Annotated in this window: 29 protein-coding genes; 16 read left to right on the top strand and 13 right to left on the bottom strand. The window is 72.9% G+C overall.

Annotated elements, in window-relative coordinates; translation table 11 throughout:
* Positions 1 to 117: 117 nt before the first annotated feature.
* Positions 118 to 1,035 carry an AEC family transporter gene (locus JJI54_RS03670; protein ID WP_203071024.1) on the bottom strand — a complete coding sequence of 306 codons (918 nt, stop codon included), beginning with the start codon at positions 1,033 to 1,035 and terminating at the stop codon, positions 118 to 120.
* Positions 1,036 to 1,075: 40 nt separating this feature from the next.
* Positions 1,076 to 1,750: a helix-turn-helix domain-containing protein gene (locus JJI54_RS03665; protein WP_226381361.1), complete on the bottom strand. Its 675-nt coding sequence runs from the start codon at positions 1,748 to 1,750 to the stop codon at positions 1,076 to 1,078.
* Between the two features lie 38 nt (positions 1,751 to 1,788).
* Here JJI54_RS03665 and JJI54_RS03660 point away from each other — a divergent pair, with 38 nt between their 5' ends.
* Both JJI54_RS03660 and JJI54_RS03655 read left to right on the top strand, forming a co-directional pair.
* Positions 1,789 to 2,325, top strand: a complete 537-nt coding sequence (locus tag JJI54_RS03660; RefSeq protein WP_203071022.1) for a GNAT family N-acetyltransferase — start codon at positions 1,789 to 1,791, stop codon at positions 2,323 to 2,325.
* Complete coding sequence (locus JJI54_RS03655) at positions 2,322 to 2,540, top strand: hypothetical protein (RefSeq protein WP_203071020.1); 219 nt, start codon at positions 2,322 to 2,324, stop codon at positions 2,538 to 2,540. The genes JJI54_RS03660 and JJI54_RS03655 overlap by 4 nt, the downstream gene beginning before the upstream one ends.
* 22 nt (positions 2,541 to 2,562) lie before the next feature.
* Here the strand turns inward: JJI54_RS03655 and JJI54_RS03650 are convergent, their stop codons facing one another.
* The 3 genes from JJI54_RS03650 to JJI54_RS03640 all read right to left on the bottom strand — a co-directional run bounded on the left by JJI54_RS03650 (position 2,563) and on the right by JJI54_RS03640 (position 4,662).
* Complete coding sequence (locus JJI54_RS03650; RefSeq protein WP_203071018.1) at positions 2,563 to 3,084, bottom strand: hypothetical protein; 522 nt, start codon at positions 3,082 to 3,084, stop codon at positions 2,563 to 2,565.
* 56 nt (positions 3,085 to 3,140) lie between these two features.
* On the bottom strand, positions 3,141 to 3,818 hold the full coding sequence (locus JJI54_RS03645; protein WP_203071016.1) for a bactofilin family protein: 678 nt from the start codon (positions 3,816 to 3,818) through the stop codon (positions 3,141 to 3,143).
* A 175-nt stretch (positions 3,819 to 3,993) separates the two neighbouring features.
* Positions 3,994 to 4,662: an EI24 domain-containing protein gene (locus JJI54_RS03640; RefSeq protein WP_226381360.1), complete on the bottom strand. Its 669-nt coding sequence runs from the start codon at positions 4,660 to 4,662 to the stop codon at positions 3,994 to 3,996.
* A 100-nt stretch (positions 4,663 to 4,762) separates the two neighbouring features.
* Here JJI54_RS03640 and JJI54_RS03635 point away from each other — a divergent pair, with 100 nt between their 5' ends.
* From JJI54_RS03635 to JJI54_RS03600, 8 genes are all read left to right on the top strand, one after another.
* On the top strand, positions 4,763 to 5,755 hold the full coding sequence (locus JJI54_RS03635; protein ID WP_203071012.1) for an adenosine kinase: 993 nt from the start codon (positions 4,763 to 4,765) through the stop codon (positions 5,753 to 5,755).
* Positions 5,756 to 5,819: 64 nt separating this feature from the next.
* The gene (locus tag JJI54_RS03630; protein WP_203071011.1) at positions 5,820 to 6,443 is read left to right on the top strand and encodes a hypothetical protein; all 624 of its coding nucleotides are present in this window, start codon (positions 5,820 to 5,822) and stop codon (positions 6,441 to 6,443) included.
* Positions 6,444 to 6,644: 201 nt separating this feature from the next.
* Positions 6,645 to 8,474 (top strand): translational GTPase TypA, encoded by a 1,830-nt coding sequence (gene typA / locus JJI54_RS03625; RefSeq protein WP_203071009.1) that lies wholly within the window; start codon positions 6,645 to 6,647, stop codon positions 8,472 to 8,474.
* A gap of 175 nt (positions 8,475 to 8,649) precedes the next feature.
* A complete protein-coding gene (locus JJI54_RS03620; protein WP_203071007.1) occupies positions 8,650 to 8,958 on the top strand; it encodes a hypothetical protein in 309 nt (102 codons plus the stop codon).
* A gap of 69 nt (positions 8,959 to 9,027) precedes the next feature.
* On the top strand, positions 9,028 to 9,405 hold the full coding sequence (locus JJI54_RS03615) for a hypothetical protein (RefSeq protein ID WP_203071005.1): 378 nt from the start codon (positions 9,028 to 9,030) through the stop codon (positions 9,403 to 9,405).
* A gap of 24 nt (positions 9,406 to 9,429) precedes the next feature.
* Positions 9,430 to 9,861 (top strand): cytidine deaminase, encoded by a 432-nt coding sequence (locus JJI54_RS03610; protein WP_226381359.1) that lies wholly within the window; start codon positions 9,430 to 9,432, stop codon positions 9,859 to 9,861.
* Positions 9,862 to 10,151: 290 nt separating this feature from the next.
* Positions 10,152 to 10,571 (top strand): AbrB/MazE/SpoVT family DNA-binding domain-containing protein, encoded by a 420-nt coding sequence (locus JJI54_RS03605; protein ID WP_203071003.1) that lies wholly within the window; start codon positions 10,152 to 10,154, stop codon positions 10,569 to 10,571.
* 64 nt (positions 10,572 to 10,635) lie between these two features.
* Positions 10,636 to 11,931, top strand: coding sequence for an AmpG family muropeptide MFS transporter (locus JJI54_RS03600; protein ID WP_203071001.1), 1,296 nt, complete (start codon positions 10,636 to 10,638; stop codon positions 11,929 to 11,931).
* Here the strand turns inward: JJI54_RS03600 and JJI54_RS03595 are convergent.
* The 3 genes from JJI54_RS03595 to JJI54_RS03585 are packed head-to-tail and all read right to left on the bottom strand — an operon-like array spanning position 11,920 to position 13,358.
* Complete coding sequence (locus JJI54_RS03595; protein ID WP_203070999.1) at positions 11,920 to 12,591, bottom strand: aquaporin; 672 nt, start codon at positions 12,589 to 12,591, stop codon at positions 11,920 to 11,922. The genes JJI54_RS03600 and JJI54_RS03595 overlap by 12 nt on opposite strands.
* Positions 12,584 to 13,033 (bottom strand): arsenate reductase (glutaredoxin), encoded by a 450-nt coding sequence (gene arsC / locus JJI54_RS03590; RefSeq protein ID WP_203070997.1) that lies wholly within the window; start codon positions 13,031 to 13,033, stop codon positions 12,584 to 12,586. The genes JJI54_RS03595 and arsC overlap by 8 nt, the downstream gene beginning before the upstream one ends.
* Entirely contained in the window at positions 13,017 to 13,358 is a 342-nt protein-coding gene (locus JJI54_RS03585; RefSeq protein ID WP_203070995.1) for an ArsR/SmtB family transcription factor, read from the bottom strand. Before JJI54_RS03585 ends, arsC begins: the two co-directional genes overlap by 17 nt.
* A 116-nt stretch (positions 13,359 to 13,474) precedes the next feature.
* On the opposite strand from JJI54_RS03585, the gene JJI54_RS03580 reads away from it, so the two are divergent.
* Positions 13,475 to 13,822 (top strand): DMT family protein, encoded by a 348-nt coding sequence (locus JJI54_RS03580; RefSeq protein ID WP_203070993.1) that lies wholly within the window; start codon positions 13,475 to 13,477, stop codon positions 13,820 to 13,822.
* Here the strand turns inward: JJI54_RS03580 and JJI54_RS03575 are convergent.
* Both JJI54_RS03575 and JJI54_RS03570 read right to left on the bottom strand, forming a co-directional pair.
* A complete protein-coding gene (locus JJI54_RS03575) occupies positions 13,819 to 14,442 on the bottom strand; it encodes a Maf family protein (protein WP_203070991.1) in 624 nt (207 codons plus the stop codon). The genes JJI54_RS03580 and JJI54_RS03575 overlap by 4 nt on opposite strands.
* Positions 14,439 to 15,335: a pyruvate, water dikinase regulatory protein gene (locus tag JJI54_RS03570; protein WP_203070989.1), complete on the bottom strand. Its 897-nt coding sequence runs from the start codon at positions 15,333 to 15,335 to the stop codon at positions 14,439 to 14,441. Before JJI54_RS03570 ends, JJI54_RS03575 begins: the two co-directional genes overlap by 4 nt.
* 372 nt (positions 15,336 to 15,707) lie before the next feature.
* Here JJI54_RS03570 and hemE point away from each other — a divergent pair, with 372 nt between their 5' ends.
* Entirely contained in the window at positions 15,708 to 16,775 is a 1,068-nt protein-coding gene (gene hemE / locus JJI54_RS03565; protein ID WP_226381358.1) for a uroporphyrinogen decarboxylase, read from the top strand.
* Here hemE and mltA read toward each other — a convergent pair.
* Positions 16,764 to 17,852 carry a murein transglycosylase A gene (gene mltA, locus JJI54_RS32580; RefSeq protein WP_264177148.1) on the bottom strand — a complete coding sequence of 363 codons (1,089 nt, stop codon included), beginning with the start codon at positions 17,850 to 17,852 and terminating at the stop codon, positions 16,764 to 16,766. The genes hemE and mltA overlap by 12 nt on opposite strands.
* A gap of 76 nt (positions 17,853 to 17,928) precedes the next feature.
* A complete protein-coding gene (locus JJI54_RS03555; RefSeq protein ID WP_203070983.1) occupies positions 17,929 to 18,612 on the bottom strand; it encodes a Tim44/TimA family putative adaptor protein in 684 nt (227 codons plus the stop codon).
* Between the two features lie 134 nt (positions 18,613 to 18,746).
* Here JJI54_RS03555 and JJI54_RS03550 point away from each other — a divergent pair, with 134 nt between their 5' ends.
* From JJI54_RS03550 to JJI54_RS03535, 4 genes are all read left to right on the top strand, one after another.
* Positions 18,747 to 19,304 (top strand): histidine phosphatase family protein, encoded by a 558-nt coding sequence (locus JJI54_RS03550; RefSeq protein ID WP_203070981.1) that lies wholly within the window; start codon positions 18,747 to 18,749, stop codon positions 19,302 to 19,304.
* A 425-nt stretch (positions 19,305 to 19,729) separates the two neighbouring features.
* Positions 19,730 to 20,200: a protein-export chaperone SecB gene (gene secB, locus JJI54_RS03545; protein WP_203070979.1), complete on the top strand. Its 471-nt coding sequence runs from the start codon at positions 19,730 to 19,732 to the stop codon at positions 20,198 to 20,200.
* Between the two features lie 15 nt (positions 20,201 to 20,215).
* Positions 20,216 to 21,760 (top strand): apolipoprotein N-acyltransferase, encoded by a 1,545-nt coding sequence (lnt, locus tag JJI54_RS03540; protein WP_318987439.1) that lies wholly within the window; start codon positions 20,216 to 20,218, stop codon positions 21,758 to 21,760.
* A gap of 205 nt (positions 21,761 to 21,965) precedes the next feature.
* Complete coding sequence (locus JJI54_RS03535) at positions 21,966 to 22,412, top strand: helix-turn-helix domain-containing protein (protein WP_203070975.1); 447 nt, start codon at positions 21,966 to 21,968, stop codon at positions 22,410 to 22,412.
* Between the two features lie 69 nt (positions 22,413 to 22,481).
* Here the strand turns inward: JJI54_RS03535 and JJI54_RS03530 are convergent, their stop codons facing one another.
* The gene (locus tag JJI54_RS03530; RefSeq protein ID WP_203070973.1) at positions 22,482 to 22,985 is read right to left on the bottom strand and encodes a DUF2244 domain-containing protein; all 504 of its coding nucleotides are present in this window, start codon (positions 22,983 to 22,985) and stop codon (positions 22,482 to 22,484) included.
* Positions 22,986 to 23,040 lie beyond the last annotated feature (55 nt).

Raw genomic sequence — 23,040 nt, 5'->3', positions numbered from 1 at the left:
CTGCTCCTTCCGGATCCGCCCCGGCCGCGCCGGAGATGCGGCCGGCCGGGGACCGTGACGAGCCTCAATACGCCAAACGCACGAAGAGTTTCCCGCGGCGGCCAGGGCCGGCGGCCGCTACAGCAGCCGCCCCAGCAGGAACAGCCAGACCGGCAGCGTCAGCAGCGACAGCACGTGTTCGCTGGTGGTGATCGCCGCCATCAGCGGCGCATCGCCGCCCATGGCGCGGGCCATCACATAGCTCGTCGCCGCCGTCGGCAGCGCCATGAACAGCACGGCGATCACCGTCGGCATGGGGCCGATGCCCATGGCCGCGCAGAAGGCCCAGGTGACGGCCGGCATCGCCACCAGCTTGAGCAGCGCCGTCGCCGCCTGGGTCAGCGGCCGCGTGGTCAGCCCCTGCGGCGTCAGTGCCGCGCCGACGCAGAGCAGCCCGAGCGCGACGGAGGCCTGGCCCAAATTCCGCACCATCGGCCCGATCCCCGGCGGCAGCCCCCCCAGGGCGGAGAGCAGGAACCCCGCCAGCACCGCGATGATCAGCGGGTTGGCGAAGACCTGGCGCAGCAGCCGCCAGGGCCGCACCCGGCCCTCCGCGCCCAGCGCGAAGGCGATGGTGGAGATCGCCTGCACCACCGGCACGATCAGCCCCGTGGCCACCGCCGCCAGCGCCAGCCCCGCCTGGCCCCAGACCGCGCCCGCGATGGCGAAGCCCATCAGGTTGTTGAAGCGGATGCCCCCCTGCAGGACGGAGGTCATGGCCGCATGCCCCTCCCCCAGCAGTCGCGCCAGCCCCACCGCCGCCAGCGTGCCGAAGCCCAGCGCCGCCCAGATCGCCACCGCCATGCCGCCGACCGGCAGATGGCCGAGATCGACGCCCGACAGCGCCGTGGCCACCAGGCAGGGCAGCAGCACCCAGAAGATCAGCCGCTCCATCCCCGCCCAGACCAGGTCGTTCGGCAGCAGGTGGCGCCGCAGCACGGCGCCCAGCGCCAGCAGCCCGAAGACCGGGACGAAGGCGTTCAGCCACTGGATCATGGGGGAGACGGGCAGGGCATGCCCCTATCTCCCCGAAGCCTCAGCGCCGCGCCAGCGCCACCACGTAGAGGCAGGGCTGCGTGGCGGAGGGGTTCTCGTAGGCGCAATCCGCCGGCGGGCCGAGCGCCAGGCAATCCCCGGGCTCCAGCCGGTGCGTCACCGCACCCTCATGGAACAGCAGCGTGCCTTCCAGCAGCCAGACGCATTGACCCCGGATCAGCGCATAGGATTCGGCGGGGTAGGGCACGCGGGCCAGCGGCGGCAGTTCCACCCGCACCAGTTCGGGATCCGCGCCGAGGGGCGAAAGCTGCCGGCGGAGATACCCCGTGCCCGGGTCCCGCCACCGCGCCTGGTCGGCCACCCGCGCCACCACGCCGCCCGCCGGCGCCGCCTCCGCCCGCGCCAGCAGGCCGGACAGCGTCAGGCCGAAGGGGCCGGAGAGGCGCCCGAGCAGCGCCGCCGTCGGGCTCGCCTCCGCCCGCTCCACCTTGCTGATCATGGCGCGGGAGACGCCGGACCTGGCGGCCAGCTCCGCGATCGACCAGCCCCGCGCCTCCCGCTCCAGCCGCAGGCGCTCCGCCAGGCGGCGGGCGGCCTCATCCGCCTGCGGCGGAGCGGCGGGATCGTATTGCGGCGGAGCGGCGGAATCGTATTGCGGCGGGGCGGCCAAATCATGTTGCTGCGCCGCAGCGGGTTCGTCTTGCATGGTGGACATGCGTCCATCATAGTCACATCGGCAGCACGGAACCAGCCATGAACCGAGACGCCCCTCCCCCGATCCGTCGCCTCGATGCGACGGAGGCCGCCAGCCTGGCTCCGGCGCTGGCCGAGGTGCTGGTGGATTGCGTGGCGGGCGGCGCCTCGGTCAGCTTCATGCATCCGCTGGACCCGGCCCGGTCCCTGGCCTTCTGGCAGGGCGTGGCGGCGGGCGTCGCCAGGGGCGACCGCGCCCTTTTCGTGGCGGAGGAAGCGGGCACCGTCCTCGGCACCGTGCAGCTGCTGCTCGCCATGCCGGAGAACCAGCCCCACCGGGCGGAGATCGCGAAGATGCTGGTGCGCCGGACCGCCCGCGGCCGCGGCCTCGGCACCGCCCTGATGCGGGCGGCGGAGGGGCTGGCCCGTGACCTCGGCCGCAGCCTGCTGGTGCTGGACACGGCGGAGGGCGGGGAGGGGGAGCGGCTCTACCGGCGCCTCGGCTGGACCGCGCTGGGCACCATCCCGCGCTTCGCCCTGCACCCGGATGGCCGCCCCTGCGGCAGCACCTTCTTCTACCGCGACCTGGCGGCGTGATCCCCCCCGGCATCGGCCACAATGGCGGCCCGCCGCTGGAGGAGGAGCCGGACCCGGGCGGCGGCCGCCTGTTCCTGTGGAAGCGGGCCCATCGCAAGGCCTGGAAGACCCCGCCGCCGGAAATCGCCCTGCGCCGCCTGGCGCGGGCGGAGGAGTTGGGGATGACCTACAGGCAGTACACGCTGGAGATCATGGAGCGCGGCAAGTACCTGTAGCTGCCGGTACAGCACCCACCGCTCAGGCGCCCGCGCGCGCTTCCTCGGTCGGCGGCGCGCCGTTCGGCCGCAGCATGGCGCCGCGGGCGATGTCCCGCAGGCAGGCGGCTTCCCCGCGCCGCGCGGTGCCCACGGCGCGGGCGGCGGCATGGGCCACGCGCATCGCGGGGCGCGGCCCTTCCTCCCGGTACAGGATCAGGTCCAGGTGGCATTGCGTGGCCTGGTAGTGCCAGATCTCCGCATTGCCCTCGCTGCGGCGCAGCCGGGGCTCGCCCAGCCACTGCGTGACGGCTTCCGGAGGCTGGCCGACCAGCTGGCCCGCCAGCGTCGGCACGCTGCCGGGCGGCGCCGGCCGCGCGACGATGGGCGCCACCGTCGCGGGTTCCGTGCCCTCTCCCCCGGCCCCGGCCGGGCGGGGCGCGATGCCGGCCAGGCTCGCCTGGTGCGTCGCCAGCGCCTCCTGCAACACCTGCGCGGTGTCGGAAGGGCCCTGCGCCACGCAGGCCGCGAGCGGCAGCAGCAGAAGGGGGAGGAGGCGTCGCATCGTGCCCGGCATCGGCCGGGGCGGCGGGGTGCGCCCGCCGCCCCGGCCCGAAGGCCTCAGCCCTCGGCGTAGGCGCGGGGCGCCGGGCCGGGGGGAACCTGCGTGTCGCCCAGCATCTCCATGCGGCCGGAGATCTGGCCGCCATCCTCGACCATCAGGCGGCGGCAGCGCGCCACGCCGATGACGCGGCCGGTGCCACGGATGACCAGCTGGCCGCGCGCCGTCAGCGTGCCGTCGAAGGTGCCGGCGATCTCGGCGTCCTCGACCTGGACCTCGCCCTTGAAGACGCCGGTCTGGCTGATGGACAGCTCGGTCGCCTGGATCATCTGGCTCTCGACCGTGCCTTCCACCACCAGGCGCTCGGCATCCGCCACCGTGCCCTGCAGGCTGATCCCGCGGCCGACGACCAGCGTGCGGCGATCGGGGCTGGAGGGGCGCGGCGTCGGCATGGTGGGCGCGCCGGGCTGGCCGACCGGCATGCCACCCCCCATGGCCCCGCCCATCTGGGGCGGCCGCGGCGGGATCGCCGTGCCGGCGGGCGGCGTCGGGCCGCCCGGCATGGACGGGGTGGGGGAGGGGGGCTTCGGCGCGAGGCTCATGGTGGAGGCATCCCTGGAGGGTCGGAACGGAGGCGCGCCCAGATCGGGGTCGCGCGTGGTCGGCACGGTGGCGGGCTGGGGCTCGGGGGCTTCCGCGGCCGGCTTCTCATCGCGGCGGCGGCCAAAGACATTCATGATCGTCCCCCTTCACATCCCGGCGTCGATAGCGGCGACGTCACTGCCGCACCGGGTCGCCCCGATCCGGCCGCCGGGCGCTTCCCCGCCGTGCCCGTACTCAGGCCCCCGGCTAACACGCGGGCATGCGCGGAGACAACGGCGGGAAGCCCTTGTCCCGCATTTGTCCACAGACTCATCCCCCGGATTTCGCTGGATTCGCGGCCGGATCGACCCGGTGCAGCAGGTGCGTCATCGCCGCGGTGCCGAGCACCGGGACCAGCAGGTTGAGCAGCGGCACCGCCGCCATCGCCGCGAGCGCGCCGCCCAGCCCCCAGATCGCGCTCCGGCGCCGGCGGCGCAGCGCCTCCGCCGCCGCGCGGTCCATGCGCCGCAGCGCCACCCCCTCGAACAACCCCTCGCCCAGCCCGATGGCGGCGACGCCCCAGAGGCCGAGCGTGCCGATCATCGGCAGCACCAGCGACAGCGGCAGCAGGATCAGCGTCAGCCCCGCCATCTTCGCCGCCAGCACGAAGCCGGACCAGGCCTGCCCCGCCGTGCTGGCGCCGGCGGCCGGGGGCAGGGCCGGGTAGTGCCGCCGCTCCACCGCCGCCGCGACGCCATCCAGGAACAGGCCGGAGATCGCCAGCAGCATCGGCACGAACAGCCACCAGGCCGCGAAGACCACCAGCACGCCGCCGGCCGCCGCGGCGACGCCCGCGAACCAGCCGGTGCCGGCCGCGAGGTGGCCGAGGCCCCAGGAAGCCAGCGCCCCGATCGCCAGCAGCCCCGCCAGCGCCCCCGCGGCGCCCAGCAGCACCGGCTGGCGGAAGGCGGGGTCGGGAAGCTGGCGAAATGCCGTCATCAGGGCTCTGAGCATCCACCGGCACTAGCGGCGGCCCGCCCCTTCCGGCAACTTCCGGCCGCCTTCCACCCCCTGACGCCTGCGCGAGGTTCCCCGCCCCATGCCCAACGCCACCCTGCCCACCCTCGACCTGCTCGGGATCGGCAACGCCATCGTCGATGTGCAGGCCCGGGCGGAGGACAGCTTCCTCGCCGCCCATGGCATGCCCAAGGGCGGCATGGCGCTGATCGATGCCGCGACGGCGGAGGCGATCTACGCCGCCATGGGCCCCGGCATCGAAAGCTCCGGCGGCTCCGCCGGCAATACCTGCGCCGTCGCCGCCGCGCTCGGCGCCCGCGTCGGCTATCTCGGCAAGGTGGCGGATGACGGGCTGGGGAAGGTCTTCGCCCATGACATCCGCGCCGCCGGCGTCCGCTTCCCGACCGCGCCGCTGGTCGGTGGCGCGCCGACCGCGCGCTGCCTCATCCTCGTCTCCCCCGACGGGCAGCGGACGATGAACACCTTCCTCGGCGCCTGCGTCACCTTCGGCCCCGACGATGTGGACGAGGCCGAGGTCGCCTCCGCCGCCATCACCTACCTCGAGGGCTATCTCTTCGACCCCCCCGCCGCCCAGGAAGCCTTTCGCAAGGCCTCCCGGGCCGCGCATGCGGCCGGTCGGAGGGTGGCGCTCACGCTCTCCGACGCCTTCTGCGTCGGCCGCCACCGCGCCGCCTTCCGCGCCTTCGTGAAGGAGGAGACCGACATCCTCTTCGCCAATGAGGCCGAGCTGCTCTCCCTCTACGAGACCGAGGATTTCGACGCCGCCCTGGCGCAGCTGCGGCAGGAGGTGGCGCTGGCCGCCGTGACCCGCAGCGAGAAGGGCAGCGTCGTCATCGCGGGGGCGGAGCGCTTCGACGTCGCGGCCGTGCCGACCACGGTGGTGGACACCACCGGCGCCGGCGATGCCTATGCCGCGGGCTTCCTGGCGGGGCTGGCGCATGGCAAGGCGCTGCCGGAATGCGGCCGCTGGGGCAGCGTGGCGGCGGCGGAGGCGATCAGCCATTTCGGCGCCCGCCCGCAGGCGGACCTGAAGGCGCTGGTCGCCCAGGGGTAAGGGAACCGGCCGGGCGGGCCGGCGGTTCACCGGGCCGGGGGATGCCCCCGCCGGAGAACACGCCATGCCCGCCCGCCCGCCGATCCTGCCTGCCCTCCTCCTCCTCCTCTCGCCCCTGCTGGCCTGGCCCGCGGCCGCGCAGGATGGCACCGGCGCCGCCGTGGCGCCGACGCGGCCGGGGCCGCGCGCCACGCCGCCCGCCCCCTCCCTCGCGGAGGCGATCGACGACCCCGCCACCCTGCTGCGCCTGGCAGGCGGGGCGCTCGGCGCCGGCCGCGCCGGGCAGGCGCTGGACCTGCTGGAACGGGCGGAGGCCCGGCTGCTGACGCGGTCCGAACTGGCCAGCGAGGCCGACCGCCCCCGCCAGGGCGGCGCGGTCGGGCAGATCGCCGCGGCGCGCGCCGCGCTCGGCCAGCGGGACGGCGCGGCGGCCGCCACCCATATCGACCAGGCGCTCGCCTGGCTCGACGCGCCGCCGCCCCGGGCCGCCGCCCCGGCCGCGAACCCGGACCCGGCGCCCCCTCCCCTGGCCCAGCGCCCGCTGCCCCTGCCCGGCATCGCGCCGCAGGACATGCCGGTCGGCGGCACGGCGAGCCCGCCGGTGCCGATCGGCGCCGATACCAGCTACCCCCGCGCGCCCGCCGGGCCGGGCGACATCCCGCCCAGTTCCTCGAAGGCCCCCGGCTGAGCGCCGGCACGCGGCCGTGACCGCGACGCAGGGCTGCCGCCCGCCGGCCGGGCGCGGTTCCTGCTCGCTTTTTCCGGCGGGCGCCCTTATGTGTGCGCCGCATCAAGTCAAAGGGCCCGCTTTGCGCCTGTGATGGACGCCGTCCGGCGATCCGTCGCGGGGCGGCCGGGGTCGGCCCGAACCGGAAGTCGGACTGTACCCATGGATATCCGCAACGTCGCGATCATCGCCCATGTCGACCACGGCAAGACCACGCTGGTGGACAACCTGCTGAAGCAAGCCGGCGCCTTCCGCTCGAACCAGGTGGTGGCCGAACGGGCCATGGACCGCAACGACCTGGAGCGCGAACGCGGCATCACCATCCTGGCCAAGTCCACCGCCGTGGAATGGAAGGGCGTGAAGATCAACATCGTGGACACGCCCGGCCACGCCGATTTCGGCGGCGAGGTGGAGCGCATCCTCTCCATGGTCGATGGCGCCATCGTGCTCTGCGACGCGGCGGAAGGCCCGCTGCCGCAGACCAAGTTCGTGCTGACCAAGGCGCTGGCCCGCGGCCTGAAGCCCATCGTCGTCATCAACAAGGTCGATCGCCAGGACGCCCGGCCGGATGAGGTGCACAACGAGGTCTTCGACCTCTTCGCCGCCCTCGGCGCGACGGATGAGCAGCTGGACTTCCACACCATGTTCGCCTCCGGCCGCCAGGGCTGGGCCGACATGTCGATGGACGGTCCGCGCAAGGATCTGGCGCCGATGTTCGACCTGATCCTGAGCCATGTGCCGGCGCCGAAGGTCGATCTCGAGAAGCCCTTCGCGATGAACGCCTCCATCCTGGAGAGCGACAACTTCCTGGGCCGCATCCTGACCGGGCGCGTGGAACAGGGCACGGCGCGGGTGAACATGCCCGTCCGCGTGCTGCGCCAGGACGGCACGGTGGTCGAGACCGGCCGCCTGACCAAGCTGATGACCTTCTCCGGCCTCGACCGCGTGCCGGTGGAGGAGGTGCAGGCGGGCGACATCATCGCCATCGCCGGCCTGTCGGACGCCACCATCCCCGACACCATCGCCTCCCCCGAGGTGACGGAGCCGCTGCCCGCCATCCCGGTCGATCCGCCGACGCTGGCCATGACCTTCCGCATCAATGACGGCCCGCTCGGCGGCCGCGAGGGCAAGAAGGTCACGTCCCGCCAGATCCGCGACCGCCTGTTCAAGGAGACGGAAGGCAACGTCGCCATCAAGGTGAAGGTCAGCGAGGAAGTCGATGCCTTCGAGGTCGCCGGCCGCGGCGAACTCCAGCTCGGCGTGCTGATCGAGACGATGCGCCGCGAGGGCTTCGAGCTGACCATCGGCCGCCCGCGCGTGCTGACGCGGGAGAACCCGGAGACCGGCGAGAAGGAAGAGCCCTTCGAGGAAGTGCTGGTCGATGTGGACGAAGGCTATTCGGGCGTGGTGGTGGAGAAGCTCTCCATCCGCAAGGGCCAGATGCAGGACATGCGCCCCTCCGGCGGCGGCAAGGTGCGGCTGACCTTCCACATCCCGTCCCGCGGCCTGATCGGCTACCACGGCGAGTTCATGACGGACACGCGCGGCACCGGCATGATGAACCGCCTCTTCCTCGGCTATCAGCCCTGGGCCGGGCCGATCGAGGGCCGCCGCAACGGCAGCCTGATCAGCAACTCCGACGGCGAGGCGATCCAGTACGCCCTGTTCTACCTGCAGGAACGCGGCACGCTCTTCGTGGACCCCGGCGTGAAGGTCTATGTCGGCATGATCCTCGGCGAGCATTCCCGCGACAACGACCTTGATGTGAACCCCATCAAGGAGAAGAAGCTGACCAACATCCGCGCCGCCGGGAAGGACGAGGCGCTGCTGCTGGTGCCGCCGCGGCGGATGAGCCTGGAGCAGGCCATCGCCTATATCGAGGATGACGAGCTGGTGGAGGTGACGCCGACCGCGGTGCGCCTGCGCAAGCGCTTCCTCGACCCCAACGAGCGCAAGAAGCAGTCCCGCCGCGCGGAGAGCGAGGCGGCCTGAGCCACGAGGCGCCGGCATGAGGCGAGGATCCCGCCCGGGGTCCTCGCCTTTTTTCATGCCACGGCCCCGGCCCATAGGATCCACCGAAGGCGGCGATCGGTTCAGGCTCTTGGCCCCGGACCCGCCCTGCGCCCTAGGCTCCGCCGCGAGGATGCCCCCCGCGGGAACGACGACCATGCACCGGCCCCCCGCCCCCGACCCGACCCGCGCTTGCCATCGCTGGTATCCCGATGAGGGGGACGAGGTGGTGCATGGCGGCCGCGGCATCGATGTGCTGAGCCTGCCGTCCCTGACCGCCGCCAGCCTGATCGGGACGCTCCGCCTCTCCGGCCGCGACCTGGCCATGGTCATCGGCGCCGATGGGGCGGTGACCTTCCCCGATGAGCAGGGGCGGGAGGCGCCGGTCAGCGGCACCCTGACGCTGCATGGCCACCGCCTGCGCTTCTTCGGCATCCGTCGGATCGTCTTCCCGGCGGCGGGCTGAGAGGCGGGCCGGCGCGCGGCATCCCGCGCCGCGCCCGCGCGTTATGCCGGCCCGTCCCGGAGCCGCGCGATGCGCCCCTTCCTGCCGCCCCTCCTGTCGCTGCTGGCGCTTGCCGCCTGCGCGCAGCCCGCGCCGCCCTTCGATGCCACGGGGCTGACGGAGGCGGAGCTGGTGCAGCGGCTCGGCGTGCCCGCCGGCAGCTACGAGGCCGAGGGACGCCGCTTCCTGACCTTCGAGCAGCAGGGCGGGTCGGCCCCCGCGGTCAGCCCCTCCATCGGCTTCGGGGTCGGGCGTTTCGGCGGCGGATGGGGCGGGGGCACCGCCTTCGGCACGGGCATCGGGCTGGGCTTCGGCGGCGGCGGCGCGCCGCGCGGCTGCAGCAGCACCTTCGAATTGCGCGACGGGCGCGTGGTGGGATCGACGCGGCAGGGCGCCGGCTGCGGTTGACGGCGGGGCGGCGCCTCCGCTCCCATGGCCGGCATGGACCCGATCGACGATGCCGCGCTGATGGCGGCGGCGGAAGCCGCGCGCGGCGCGGCCCATGCGCCCTATTCCCGCTTCGCCGTGGGCGCCGCCCTGCTGGCCGCGGATGGCACGGTGGTGCCGGGCTGCAACGTGGAGAATGCGAGCTTCGGCGCGACGATCTGCGCGGAGCGCACGGCGGTGGTCTCGGCGGTTTCGGGGGGGCGGCGGCGCTTCGTGGCGATCGCGGTGGCGGGGCCCGCCGGCATCGCGCTCGGCCCCTGCGGCCTCTGCCGCCAGGTGCTGTCGGAATTCTCGCCGGACGGATCGCTGCGGGTGGTGACGCGGGATGCGGCAGGCGCGCTCCGCGCCACGACCATCGGCGCCCTGCTGCCGGCCGCCTTCGGCGCCACCGACCTCGACGCCGCGGCAAAGCCCTAGCGGGGGGGGGGCGCCCGCGGCGCACCGCCGGAGGAGGTCCGGTTTGGGGGGGGGTGCAGCGCGCCGCGGGCGGCCAGTCCGCAGGGTGGGGGGCACCCGCTGGACCTGACGGGAATCCTACACGGATGGCCGGATGACCCCAAGGATATTCCACCCGCGGGATGCGCAGGGCGGGCGCGCCACCCATGCTGCGGACGCGCAACGCGGTGAAAAGCTCCTTCATCCAGCGCCGTTTGCGAAACGGCCCGCATCTGCGCCACACTCAACCCAGGCGATGATACGGGACCCGCATGGACACGCGAGACCACGACCAGCCGGGTCAGGACGGGCCCTCCAGGGCAATGCCGGCGGAGAAGCCGCATCGCCTGCGCATCGATACCCGCGGCCGTGTCCTGCTGCCGCCGCCGCTGCGCGCCGCGACCGGCCTGCAGCCGAACCAGCCCCTGCTGGTGGTGCTGGAGGATGACGAGCTGCGCGTCTCCCCCGCCGGCGCGGAGAAGCCGGAGGGCAATATCCGCCTGCCGACGCTGGACCGGAAGGGCCGGCTGACCCTGCCGGGCCCGCTGCGCGGCACGCTCGGCCTGGTGCCGGGCGGCACGGTGCTGATGCAGCCCTCCCCCCCCGGCATGCGGCTGGTGACGCCGGCCCGCCTGCTCGGCCGGCTGCGGGAGGCGCGGGAATCCCTGACCCGCCACCTGGAAGGCGGCTGATCCGCCGCGCGGAACCGCGCCGGGGGGCTGGCGGCGCGGCGCGGGACATGGCGAGAGTGCGCACATGAACGACACTGCCCCCCCGCGCCGCGGCCGCTTCTTCGGTGCCCCCCTGTTCCGGGATCGGCGCTTCCTGCTGATGCTGGCGCTCGGCTTCTCCGCCGGCCTGCCGCTGCCGCTGGCGGCGGGGCAGGTGCTGCGGCAGTGGTTCACGGAAAGCGGCATGTCGCTCTCGGCCATCGGGCTGACGGCGCTGATCGGCCTGGCCTATGCCAACAAGTTCCTCTGGTCCCCCTTCTTCGACGCAGTGCGCCCGCCACTGCTGGGGCGGCGGCGCGGCTGGCTGATCATCCTGCAGGTCGCGCTGATGGCGGCCATCGCCGGCATCGGGCTGACCGACCCGGCGCAGGGCGCGACGCTGACGGTGGCGCTGGCCGTGCTGGTCGCCTTCCTCTCCGCCAGCCAGGACATCGTCATCGATGCCTGGCGCATCGAGATGCTGGGCGAGGATGACGAACGCCAGGCCTATGGGCTGGCCGCCTATGTCTGGGGCTACCGCCTGGCGCTGCTGGCGAGTGGCGCGGGCACGCTGTTCCTGGTGGCGCATCTCGGCTGGTCCGGCGCCTATCTCTACGCCGCGGCGCTGATGCTGGTCGGCATCGCCGCCACCCTGGCGGGGCGGGAGGGGGTGGCGGCGCCCGCCCTGCCGATGGGCTGGGCGGAGCGGCTGCGCCAGAACGTGGTGGCCCCCTTCCTCGACTTCATGGGCCGCCGCTACTGGCTGGCGATCCTGGCCTTCATCGCGCTCTTCAAGCTGGGGGAGGCGCTGGCCAGCATCCCGCTGACGGTCTTCTACCGGTCGGAGGGATTCACCCGCGACGATGTGGCGGCCGTTGGCACCGTCTTCGGCCTCGGCGCCACGCTGGCCGGCGCGCTGGCGGGCAGCTGGCTTGTCGGGCGCATCGGCGTCGGCCGCGCGCTGATCCTGACCGGGCTCGGCCAGATGCTGTCGAACCTGATGTACCTGGCGCTGGTGGGCGGGGGTCGGGACATCCCGATGCTCTTCGCCCAGGTGGGGATCGAGAACTTCACCGATGGCCTCGCGGATGCGGCCTTCCTGACCTACCTCTCGGGCCTGGTGAACCGCAGCTTCAGCGCCACGCAATATGCGCTGCTGTCGTCGCTGGCCGCCGTGCCGCTGCGCAGCCTGGGCGCCAGCGCGGGGGCGCTGGCGCAGTCGCTGGGATGGTCGCAGTTCTTCATCCTGACCACGCTGGCCGCCCTGCCCGCCATGGCGGTGATGCTGTTCCTGCTGTGGCGGCTGCCGCCGCCGGACAGGCGCGCGCCCTCAGGCGGCTGAGGGTCGCGTCTCCGCCAGCCAGCGCCACAGCGCCGCCGCGCCGATGGCGCCCGCCATCTGCGCCAGCACGAAGCCCGCCACATCCGCCGGCGCGATGCCGGCGAAGCTGTCCGTCATCGCCCGCGCCAGCGTCACGGCGGGGTTGGCGAAGGAGGTGGAGGCGGTGAACCAATAGGCGGCGGTGATGTAGAGGCCGACCGCATGGGGCAGCGCCTCCGGCCGCGCCCGCCGCACGCCGAGGATGGTCAAGACAAGCCCCGCCGTCGCGACGGCCTCCGCGATCCAGGCGCCGGCGCCCGCCCGCGCCGTGGTCCCGGCCTGGACCAGCGGCAGCTCGAACATCGCATGGGCCAGCACGACGCCGGCCAGGGCACCGGCCACCTGCGCGCCGGCATGGGCAAGGGCGATCCGCCCGGGGATCTCCCGCCGCATCGCCAGCACCGCCGTCACCGCCGGGTTCATCGCCGCGCCGGAGAGCGGGCCGAAGACCAGGATCAGCACCGGCAGCATCGCGCCCGTGGCCAGCGCATTGGCCAGCAGGGCGATCCCGTCATTCCCGCCGGACAGCCGCGCCGCCATGATGCCGGAACCCACCACCGTCGCCAGCAGCAGCGCCGTCGCCAGCGCCTCCGCCACCAGGCGGCGGGGCAGGTCAGCCACCGGGGCTGACCTTGCGGCCCGCCGCATCCACCACCGCGGCCCCGTCCTCCTTCGCGAAGGCGCCGCGCTGCGGGGCGGGCAGGATGTCCAGCACCACCTCCGACGGCCGGCAGAGCCGGACGCCGAGCGGCGTGAAGACCATCGGGCGATTGATCAGGATGGGATGCGCGACCATCGCATCCAGCAGCGCCTCCTCATCCAGCGCCGGGTTGTCGAGGCCGAGTTCCGCGAAGGGCGTCCCCTTCTCCCGCAGCAGGGCGCGGATGGTGATGCCGGCCTGGCGCGCGGCATCGCGGATCGCCTCCCGCGATGGCGGGGTTCGGAGGTATTCGACCACCCTCGGCTCCGCGCCGCTGTTGCGGATCAGCCCGAGCACGTTGCGGGACGTGCCGCAGGCCGGGTTGTGCCAGATGGTGATGGCGGGGTCAGGCGGCGCGGTCATGGCTCGGTCTCCTGCTGGTCAGCGCGCCGCACAGCTCCGCCCGCCCGCCGCAGCAATCCCGCAGCAGGAAGTCGATCAGCGCATCGATGCCGGGCATGGCGGCCGCGTAGATCACGCTCCGCCCCTGCCGCCGCGCGGTGACGAGGCCGGCGCGGGACAGCACGGCGAGATGGGTGCTGAGCGTGTTGGGCGGCACGGAGAGAAGGCGCGCGATCTCCCCGGCCGGCAGCCCCTCGGCCCCTGCGACGACGAGGCGGCGGAACACCAGCAGCCGGGTTTCCTGCGCCAGGGCGGCAAGCGCCTCGATGGCTTCGGTTGTTTCCATGATTCCCGAAATATCGAATCATTGCGCCAGGCGCAAGGCTGTGATGGCCGCCGGCCCTTCCGCGATCCCGGGCGCGGCGTCACCTTCGCGGCCCGACCACGCCCGAGGCCTCCCCGATGTCCGCCCTCTATGCCACGCCGATCCTGCTGCTGTTTTCCAACATCGTCATGACCTTCGCCTGGTACGGGCACCTGAAGGCGCCGGCCTGGCCGCTATGGCTGGCGATCCTGGTGAGCTGGGGGATCGCCTTCTTCGAGTATTGCCTGGCGGTGCCGGCCAACCGGCTGGGCTATGGCACCTTCACCGGCCAGCAGCTGAAGGTGATGCAGGAGGTGATCACGCTGGCGGTCTTCGCCGTCTTCAGCGTGACCTTCCTGGGCGAGACCATCCGCTGGAACTTCGTCGCCGCAGGCCTCTGCCTGGTCGCCGCGGTGGTCTTCATCTTCCTGCCCGTGGGCGATTAGGCCGAGAGCACCCCGTGCTGCCGCAGGAAGCGCAGCAGCGGCAGCAAAGGCAGGCCGAGGATGGCGCTGTGCTCGCCCTCGATCCGGTTGAAGAGCTGGATGCCCGGCCCTTCGACGCGATAGGCGCCGACGCTGGAGCAGAGGATCTCCCCCTCCAGCGCCAGATAGTCCTCGATGAAGGCGTCGGAGACGTCGCGCATCGTCAGCCGCGGCGTCGAGACGTCCTGCCAGATGCGCTCGCCGCCGCGCCAGGCGACGGTCGCCGTCACCAGCTCATGCCGCCGGCCCCGCAGGGTGCGGAGGTGTTCGCGCGCGCCGTCCAGCCCGATGGGCTTGTCGAACCAGCGCACCGTGCCGTCGATGGTGCAGGTCAGCAGCTGGTCGCCGCCGATGATCAGCGCCTCCGGCCGCCGGGCCGCCACGCGCATCGCCTTGGCATCCGCCAGCATGAGGGCGGCCTCGGCCGGGGGGATGCCCTCGGCCTGGGCGGATTCCTTGATGGCGCCCTCATCCACCGCGGCGGCGATCGCCTCGAACCGCAGCCCCGCGCCTTCCAGCATGGCGCGGCGGCTGGCGGAGGCGCTGGCCAGCACCAGGGCGGGCGTCTCCGACTGGATCACGGGCTAGCCTTCAGCACGCCGGCGGCGGGGTCTTCCGGCTGCTGGGCCTGGGCGGCGGCGCGGCCGCGGCGGGCGTGCCAGGCCTCCATCAATTGTAGGACAGTAGCGGCCGTCTCCTCGATGGACCGGCGCGTCACGTCGATCACCGGCCAGCCATGCGCGGTGCAGAGGCGGCGCGCGGCCTGGATCTCGGCCTTCACCGCCTCATGGTCCACATAATCCGTGGTGTCGTGGTGCACGCCATGGGCGCCGATCAGCTTCAGGCGGTGGCGCCGGATCTCGATGAGTGCATTGGTCTCGATATGGAGGCCGACGACGGGGCAGGGCGCCGTCTCCAGTTCCGGCGGCAGGGGCGCGCCCGGCACCAGGGGGACGTTGGCGGCCTTGATGCCGCGGTTCGCCAGGTAGAAGCAGGTCGGCGTCTTGCTGCTGCGGGAGACGCCGACGATGCAGACATCGGCCTCCGCGATCCCCGCCGTGCCCTGGCCGTCATCATGCGCCAGCACGTAGTGCATGGCGTCGATGCGGCGGAAGTAATCGGCATCCATCACATGCTGCGCGCCGCGCTTCTCCCGCGCCCGCTCGCCGAGCGCGTTCTGCAGCAGCTCCATCACCGGCTCGAGCGGCGAGAGGCATTCGAGGGCGAGGCGGCGGCAATGCTCCTCCAGCGCCAGGCGCAGGCTGCGATCGACCAGGGTGAAGAGGACGGGGCCCGGCTCGGCCTCGATCCCCTCCAGCACCCGGTCGAGCTGGAGGCGGGAGCGGATGAGGGACCAGCGGTGGTGCACCACATGCGGGTCGTCGAAGCGGGACAGCGTGGCGCGGGCGATGGAGTTCAGCGTCTCCCCCGTGCTGTCCGACACCAGGTGCAGGTTCGTCGTGCGGAGCGGCATGCGGTTCCCTGCCCGGCCGGGGCCTGAGGAGAATAACGGGGAGAGCGGGGATGACGGGGAAAACCCTGCCGGGTCAAGCCCGGCGCCGGGGCGAGTGGGGAGAACCGTGCAGCCCGCCGCACAAGGGGGGAATCCGCCACCCTTCGGCGCGCGGCTGGGGATGGTCCGGATTGCCGAACCGGGCCAGGGACTTGGCCGCCGAAGCTCGCGTGGACAGGGCTGTGGATGAAAGCGCCGGGACCGGTGATCCACATCGCCCACACCCCCCAATATCTACCCCAAGACTCCTAAGGATTCTTTCTTCTTGCTTGGATGGGTCGCCGGAAGCCGCGCCATCGGGCAGGATGCGGGCACGGATCGAGGGAGGCTGGGTTGACGGTTGAGGCGGGAGCGGCAACGGGCGAGAACAAGCCCCTGCTGCGGGCGGTGTCCGGCGAGGCCGTGTGGCCCCCGCCCATGTGGCTGATGCGCCAGGCCGGGCGCTACCTGCCGGAATACCGGGAGGTGCGCGCCAAGGCCGGCGGCTTCATCAACCTCTGCACCACGCCGGAGATGGCGGCCGAGGTCACGCTGCAGCCCATCCGCCGCTACGGCATGGATGGCGCCATCCTCTTCTCCGACATCCTCATGGTGCCCTGGGCCATGGGCCAGGGGCTGCGCTTCGCGGAGGGCGAGGGCCCGGTCCTCGACCCCATCCGCGATGCCGCGGGGGTCGCGGCGCTGGAGCTCGACCGCGTGCGGGAACGCGCCGCGCCGATCTTCGAGACGGTGCGCCTGACGCGCGCGGCGCTCGACCAGCATGCGCCCAAGGTCTCGCTGATCGGCTTCGCGGGCAGCCCCTTCACCGTCGCCTGCTACATGGTGGAGGGGCATGGATCGAAGGATTTCCACACCGCCCGCGGCATGGCCTTCAACGACCCGGCGCTCTTCGGCCGGCTGATCCGCACCCTGGTCGATGCCACCACCGACTACCTGCTGGCGCAGGCGGAGGCGGGGGCGGAGGCGCTGATGCTGTTCGACAGCTGGGCCGGCATGCTGCCCCCCAGCCAGTTCCGCCGCTGGGTGATCGAGCCGACGGCGACCATCGTGCGGTCGCTCAAGCGCCTCCATCCCTCCATCCCCATCATCGGCTTCCCGCGCCTGGCGGGGCCGCTGATCGGCGAATATGCGCAGCGGACGGGGGTGAACACCGTGGCGATGGACACCGCCATGGATCCGCGCTTCGCGGCCTCCGCCGTGCCCGCCAATGTCGGGCTGCAGGGCAACCTGGACCCGCTGGCGCTGATCGCCGGCGGCGCGGCGCTGGAGGCGGAGGCGCGGCAGATCCTGGCCGCCATGCGCGGCCGGCCCTTCGTCTTCAACCTCGGCCACGGGATCGAGAAGATCACGCCGCCGGAGAACGTGGCGCAGCTCGTCCGGATCGTCCGCTCAGGGGGTTGAGGGCGGGAGCAGGACGAAGAGGCGGGCGGGGTCGCGCATCGGGCCCGCCGCCTCGGCGGCTGCCTCGCCCCAGCCGGTGAAGAGATCGGCGCGGGCGGGCCCGCGGATGGCGCCGCCGGTATCCTGGGCCACGGCCAGCCGCTCCAGGCCCCTCCCGGCGACCCAGACGGGGGTGCCGAGCGGGGTCTGGGTGCGATCCACCGCCAGGGACCGCCCGGGCGTCAGGGGGGCGCCCAGGGCGCCGAGCGGGCCCTTCCCCGGCGCCAGGCCGGTCAGCTCCCGGAAGAAGACGTAGCTGGGGTTGCGGGCCATCAGCGCGGCGGCGTCCGCGGGCGGCGCGGCGCGCAGCCAGTCGCGGATGGCCTGCATGGACATCGCCTCCCGCGCCACGGCCCCGCTCTCGATCAGGAAGCGGCCGATGGCGACATAGGCATGGCCATTCTGCGCGGCATAGCCGAGCCGCCGCACGCTGCCATCCGGGAAGGTGACGCGGCCCGATCCCTGGATGTGCAGGAAGAAGGCATCGATGGGATCCACCCAGGCCAGCTCCAGCCCCTGCCCCGCCAGGGCACCAGCCGCGATGGCGGCACGGTCCGGGAAGGGCTGCAGCCGCCCATCCCGCACCAGCCCGGCCGTGCGGCGGCTGCGGAGGTCACTGGCGAAGCTGCCGAGATCGACCTCCACCAGCGCGGGCGGGCGGGCCAGCAGCGGGGCGGAGAGCGCGGGCGTCGGCACCGGGCTGCCGCGCAGCTCGGGCTCGAAATAGCCGGTCAGCGTGCCCTCCCCCACCGCCCAGGGGGTGAAGTGGCGGGTCAGGAAGGCGCGGGCGGCGGGCTCGTCATCCGGCGGGACCGCGGCGGCGGCGGTGCAGGCGGGGGCATAGTCGCCGGCATCGCGCGCCAGCGGGCCATCGCCGCCCAGGGCACGATCGGCGGGCATGCGGGCGAGGACGGCACAGCTCTCGCGGAAGGCGGGGATGGCCTGCGACACGCGGTCGGAGGACCAGCCGGGGAGGTCGGTGAAGGGGATGGGGTGGGGAAGGGGCTGGGCGCAGGCGGAAAGCGCCAGTGCCAGCAACAGGGAAAACGGGGAAGGCGCTGCCTTCCCCGGACCCCATCCGCCAGGGGCGAGACGCCCCTGGACCGTCAGCAGTTTAGACGCTCCTGGTGGCAACCAGGCGCCAGGTGGGGTCGGGGTTGCGGAGGTCGCGCTGGAAGGTCCAGACATCGGTCAGCTCCGTCACCGCCTCCGCCCCCGCGGCGATGCTGCCATCCCGCGCGGTGGTCAGGTTGATCTGGTCGCTGACGAACCGCACCGTGACATCGGCGGTGGTGCCGCGCAGATCCGCGGCCTCGATCGCCATGTCCTGCATGGCGCGGACCTCGCTGCGCTGGGTCTCGCCCTCCCGCTCCCGCCGGCTGATCTCGCCCTCGAACCCCGCATAGGTGTCGTCGGAGAGCAGCGCCCGCAGCGTCTGGCGATCACCGCGCGCGAAGGCATTGACGATCATGCGGAAGGCACCCTCCGCCCCCGCGAGGAAGGCATTGGGCTCGAAGGACGGATCGACGCCACGGATGCGCATCAGCGCCTGGCCCACCGGGCTGCGCGGATCCGGCACCGAGACGCGGGCCTGGCTGGCCGGGGAGACGCTGGCCGGCGGCAGAGTCGGCTGGTCATTGTCCACCGGGCGGGGGCCGCGCGGGTCATAGCCCGCCCCTTCCTCCCGCCGCGGACGTTCGAAGCCCGTGCGGCGGCCCAGCACGCTGCGCAGGCGCAGGACCAGGAAGGCCGCGATCATGGCGAACAGGATCAGATCGACAGGAAAGCCGCCGGACATTGCCAACTCCTCATTCTTCACTCACTTAAGGCCGGCCGTGGTCCCCCGCAACGCCCCGCATCAGCTTTGGGCCCGATTGCGGCGCACAGGGTCCCCCGCTAACGCATGACCGTCCCTCGGGAGCCGCCTGCCCCATGATCCTGCTCCGCCACGGCCAGAGCGAATTCAACCTGCATTTCAGCGCCACCCGCCGCGACCCCGGCATCAAGGACCCGCGCCTCACCCCGCTCGGCCATGAGCAGGCGGAGACGGCGGCGGAGGCGCTGGCGGGGGAAGGTATCACGCGGATCATTGCCTCCCCCTATACGCGCGCGCTGCAGACGGCGGCGCCGCTGGCCAGGCGGCTCGGCCTGCCGGTGCTGGTGAATTCGCTGGTGCGGGAACGCTACGCCTTCACCTGCGACATCGGCAGCCCCGCCACCGCGCTGCGGGCGGAATGGCCGACACTCGACCTGGCGCATATCGAGGAGGTGTGGTGGCCGGCGACGGAGGAACCCGCCGACCAGGTGCTGGCCCGCGCCGCGCTGTTCCGGGGCGAGATGGCATCCCTGCCGGACTGGCGGACCACGGTGGTGGTGGCGCATTGGGGCTTCATCCTGGCGATGACGGGCCAGAGCGTGGCGAACGGCACCTGGCTGCGCGTGGACCCGACCGAGCCGGCCCTGACCGAGGTCAGCTGGAAGCACCACTGAGTGATCGGGCGGGCCGGGCGCCGCCGCGGCCGCCGGGACAAGCCGCTGATTCCGAACAATTTTAGGATGTTTAGCCGCTGTATTTTGAGGGCGTCTAACCCGCCTTCGGCCAAGCCCTTGATATCGCGTCATTCGTGCCGGCGAAATACTATGCCTTTAGCCGACTAGATGCCTTTAGCACCGTTTTTCGGGGTGCCTCCCGCCCGCCCCGGGCCTGGATCGGGCTTGGATCGGGCCCCTGGGCACCCCGAACATAACCGAAACATCGGTCCCGCCGCCAGCCCTTTCCGATGCGCCCGGCGGTGCATGCTTCCCCCCGCCATGGCCCGGGCGGCCCTGGCGGGGTCGGGGGGCGGCGCCGCCTGCTGGCCCCCGCCCCCTCACCCGTGCTAGCTCCGCGCCCGACCGCACCAGACGGAATTCCGATGTCCGACCAGAATGCCAATCCGAACGGCACCATGCCGATCCAGCTGAACATCCAGTACACCAAGGACCTGTCCTTCGAGGTGCCGGGCGCGCCGGAGATCTTCGTCTCCCTGAAGGAGCAGCCGCGGGTGGACCTGGCGCTCGATGTCCAGGCGCGGCCGGTCGAGTCCGGCGGCAATGTCTATGAGGTCTCGCTGCAGATCCGCGCCGATGCGAAGGTGGGGGAGACCCCCTGCTTCATCGCCGAGCTCGCCTATTGCGGCGTCTTCACGCTGAACGTGCCGCAGGAGCATCTGGAGCCGGTGCTGCTGGTGGAATGCCCGCGGCTGCTCTTCCCCTTCGCCCGCAACATCCTGGCGGATGTGACGCGCGATGGCGGCTTCCCGCCGGTGCTGCTGGCGCCGATCGACTTCGTCGCGCTGTGGCAGAGCCGCCGCGGCCCGAACGCGCAGCAGGTCGGCACGGCCTGATCCATGGCAGGCCGCGTGCAGCGCCTTCGCGGGGCGCTCACGCGCCGCCTGCATGGCCCGGGCTTCTGGCGGGCGCTGGCGACCGCCTTCGGGCTGGGCGCCTTCGCCGCCCTGGCCCTGCCGCCGGTGCATGCGGTGCCGGTGCTGCTGCTGGCCCTGCCGGGCCTCTTCATCATGACGATGGAGGCGCCGACGGCGCGCCGGGCGGCGCTGGTCGCCTTCGCCTGGGGCTGGGGCTTCCATGTCGCGGGCCTGCATTGGCTGACCAACGCCATCCTGACGGAGGCCGAGCGCTACTGGTGGCTGGTGCCGCTGGCGGTGCCGGGGCTGGCCATCCCGCTGGCGGCCTTCACCGTGGTGCCGGCGCTGGTGGCGCGGCGGGCGGCGCCGGGCTGGCCGCGCATCCTGGCCTTCGCCGCGGCCTGGGTGGCGGCGGAGCTGCTGCGCGGCATCCTCTTCACCGGCTTTCCCTGGAACCTCATCGGCACGGTCTGGGCCTTCGGCGCCCTGCCCATCCAGGCGGCGGCCTGGATCGGGGTGCATGGGCTGAGCCTGGCGACGCTGCTGATGGCGCTGGCGCCGCTGCGGGGCTGGCGCGGCGCGGCGGGCAGCCTGGCGGCGCTGCTGCTGTTCGCGGCCTTCGGCCTTGTCCGCCTGCTGCCGCAGGAGCCGGATCCCGCGCCGGTGGCGCTGGTGCTGGTGCAGGGCAATGTGGCGCAGGAGGCGAAGTGGCGGGAGGAAAGCCGCATCCCGATCTTCCAGCGCTACATCGACCTGACGGCGGCCGGGGTGCAGGCGGCGCGGCGCGATGCGCCGGACAGCCGCATCCTGGTGATCTGGCCGGAGACGGCGAGCCCCTATCTGCTGGCGAATGACCCGGCCGCGGCGCGGCTGGCCACCGCGCCCCTGCCGCCGGGGGCGACGCTGCTGGCGGGGTCCGTCCGCGCGGAATTCGCGCCCGATGGCCGGCCGACCCGGGTCTGGAACAGCCTGGTGGCGCTGGATGCGCAGGGGACGGTGCTGGATGCCTATGACAAGGCGCATCTGGTGCCCTTCGGCGAATACACGCCGCTGCGCGGGCTGCTGCCGATCCGCCTCGTGCTCTCCGCGCTGGATTTCACGCCGGGGCCCGGGCTGCGCCGCATCGACCTGCCCGGCCTGCCGGGCTTCGGCGGGCTGATCTGCTACGAGGTGATCTTCCCCGGCGCCGTCACGCCGGCGGCGCGGCCGGGCTTCCTGGTGAATGTGACGAATGATGCCTGGTTCGGCGTCTCCGCCGGGCCCTACCAGCACCTGGCCGCGGCCCGGCTGCGCGCGGTGGAGGAGGGCCTGCCGCTGGCGCGCGCCGCGCAGACCGGGATCTCCGCCGTCTTCGACGCCAGGGGGCGGGAGGTGGAGCGGATGGGGCTGGCGGCGACCGGGGTTGTGCTGGCGCCGCTGCCCGCGGCGGGAAGCCCGACACCCTTCGCCATCCTGGGATTGTGGATGCCGGTCATGCTTCTCGTGGGGGTAGGTGGGGCGTCGGGTATTCTCTCCCGACGCAGGACTCATGCCCCCTAGCGGGCTGACGAGGGGCTGCGATGCGCGTAGCGGGCGTGCACATTAATGAGATTTCTCAAAAGAGTTGACAAAGTCCTACCACGCCGATACCCCTTGGGCCGGCCCGAAGACCGTCGTTATGCACGCGGTGATGGGTCCCAACCGGGCCAGGACGGCCCCAGCAAGGGTTGGTAACCTTTCTGGCGCGGAGTTCGGAGTGTTGGTCATGGCGAGTGAAGACGTCGTCGAGCGGGCGGAGCGCGAGCACCGTCCGAGCCCGATCGACGTGCATGTAGGCAGCCGGGTCCGCCTGCGCCGCACGCTGCTGGGAATGAGCCAGGAGAAGCTGGGCGAAGCGCTCGGCCTGACCTTCCAGCAGGTCCAGAAGTATGAGCGCGGCGTGAACCGGATCGGCGCCAGCCGCCTGTTCGACCTTTCCCGCGTGCTGGACGTGCCGATCGGCTTCTTCTTCGACGACATGCCGCCGGAGATGGGGGGCAGCCAGCAGAACCGTCGCTTCGGCGGCTTCCAGGAAGTGCAGGAAGGCTTCGAGGACGACACGCTGCACCGGCGGGAGACGCTGGAACTGGTCCGCGCCTATTACCGCATCACGGATCCCTCCGTCCGCAAGCGGGTCTTCGACCTGATCAAGAGCCTGGCGCCGATCGAATAGCGCCCATCGCGTAGCGCCCACCGGAACGCACGGGGCGGCACTCGTCCCCGGGGCGTGCCCGCGGCGCCCTCAGCGCAGTTGCGGGTTGTCGAAGACCGGGTTGCGGTAGCGCGTCAGCGCGGCGGAGAGGGCGCGGGCCAGGTCCCGCTTCTCCTCCGGCGCCAGGAAGCCGCCCAGCTCGATCCGGCGGCCGCGCTGCACCAGCAGCAGGCGGGGCGAACCCTCCACCTCCTCCTCCAGCGCCACGCGGGTCCAGTAGGGCTCGAACTCCGTCACCCTTCGGCCGCCGCGGCCATCGGCGGTGACGACGCTGAGCCGCCCTTCCGTCAGGCGCACCACCTCCCGCGCCGCCTTGGTCCAGCGGCGGTGCAGCGTGACCAGGAAGAGGACGAGCATCACCTCCATGCCCAGGAAGGGCAGGACGGGCCAGGCGCCGAGCAGGGTGAAGAGCACGGCGGGGATGGCGGCGCCCAGGCAGCACAGCACGGCAAGCCAGCGCATGCCGCGGTCGCTCAGGCTGCGGGGCGGCGTGCTGACGGCCTCGAACAGGATCGGGTCGGAAGCGGCTGACATCGCCTTCCAGTATGGGGTAGGGCTGCGGGAACGCCATGCCCCAGACAACACCGCC

Origin of the sequence: Falsiroseomonas ponticola (genome assembly GCF_016805305.1) — a bacterium.
GTDB classification, from domain to species: Bacteria; Pseudomonadota; Alphaproteobacteria; order Acetobacterales; family Acetobacteraceae; genus Falsiroseomonas; species Falsiroseomonas ponticola.
This window is presented reverse-complemented; position numbering and strand designations above follow the sequence as displayed.

Coding starts and splice junctions, on each gene's coding strand:
- JJI54_RS03645 (WP_203071016.1), bottom strand. CDS start 3,818: ATGAATGTCTTTGGCCGCCGCCGCGATGAGAAGCCGGCCGCGGAAGCC.
- JJI54_RS03605 (WP_203071003.1), top strand. CDS start 10,152: ATGGACACGCGAGACCACGACCAGCCGGGTCAGGACGGGCCCTCCAGG.
- secB (WP_203070979.1), top strand. CDS start 19,730: ATGTCCGACCAGAATGCCAATCCGAACGGCACCATGCCGATCCAGCTG.
- JJI54_RS03620 (WP_203071007.1), top strand. CDS start 8,650: ATGCACCGGCCCCCCGCCCCCGACCCGACCCGCGCTTGCCATCGCTGG.
- JJI54_RS03570 (WP_203070989.1), bottom strand. CDS start 15,335: ATGCCGCTCCGCACGACGAACCTGCACCTGGTGTCGGACAGCACGGGG.
- JJI54_RS03535 (WP_203070975.1), top strand. CDS start 21,966: ATGGCGAGTGAAGACGTCGTCGAGCGGGCGGAGCGCGAGCACCGTCCG.
- JJI54_RS03610 (WP_226381359.1), top strand. CDS start 9,430: ATGGCCGGCATGGACCCGATCGACGATGCCGCGCTGATGGCGGCGGCG.
- JJI54_RS03530 (WP_203070973.1), bottom strand. CDS start 22,985: ATGTCAGCCGCTTCCGACCCGATCCTGTTCGAGGCCGTCAGCACGCCG.
- arsC (WP_203070997.1), bottom strand. CDS start 13,033: ATGACCGCGCCGCCTGACCCCGCCATCACCATCTGGCACAACCCGGCC.
- JJI54_RS03665 (WP_226381361.1), bottom strand. CDS start 1,750: ATGTCCACCATGCAAGACGAACCCGCTGCGGCGCAGCAACATGATTTG.
- JJI54_RS03585 (WP_203070995.1), bottom strand. CDS start 13,358: ATGGAAACAACCGAAGCCATCGAGGCGCTTGCCGCCCTGGCGCAGGAA.
- JJI54_RS03650 (WP_203071018.1), bottom strand. CDS start 3,084: ATGCGACGCCTCCTCCCCCTTCTGCTGCTGCCGCTCGCGGCCTGCGTG.
- JJI54_RS03580 (WP_203070993.1), top strand. CDS start 13,475: ATGTCCGCCCTCTATGCCACGCCGATCCTGCTGCTGTTTTCCAACATC.
- JJI54_RS03615 (WP_203071005.1), top strand. CDS start 9,028: ATGCGCCCCTTCCTGCCGCCCCTCCTGTCGCTGCTGGCGCTTGCCGCC.
- JJI54_RS03555 (WP_203070983.1), bottom strand. CDS start 18,612: ATGTCCGGCGGCTTTCCTGTCGATCTGATCCTGTTCGCCATGATCGCG.
- JJI54_RS03630 (WP_203071011.1), top strand. CDS start 5,820: ATGCCCGCCCGCCCGCCGATCCTGCCTGCCCTCCTCCTCCTCCTCTCG.
- JJI54_RS03635 (WP_203071012.1), top strand. CDS start 4,763: ATGCCCAACGCCACCCTGCCCACCCTCGACCTGCTCGGGATCGGCAAC.
- JJI54_RS03660 (WP_203071022.1), top strand. CDS start 1,789: ATGAACCGAGACGCCCCTCCCCCGATCCGTCGCCTCGATGCGACGGAG.
- JJI54_RS03670 (WP_203071024.1), bottom strand. CDS start 1,035: ATGATCCAGTGGCTGAACGCCTTCGTCCCGGTCTTCGGGCTGCTGGCG.
- JJI54_RS03640 (WP_226381360.1), bottom strand. CDS start 4,662: ATGACGGCATTTCGCCAGCTTCCCGACCCCGCCTTCCGCCAGCCGGTG.
- JJI54_RS03550 (WP_203070981.1), top strand. CDS start 18,747: ATGATCCTGCTCCGCCACGGCCAGAGCGAATTCAACCTGCATTTCAGC.
- JJI54_RS03600 (WP_203071001.1), top strand. CDS start 10,636: ATGAACGACACTGCCCCCCCGCGCCGCGGCCGCTTCTTCGGTGCCCCC.
- typA (WP_203071009.1), top strand. CDS start 6,645: ATGGATATCCGCAACGTCGCGATCATCGCCCATGTCGACCACGGCAAG.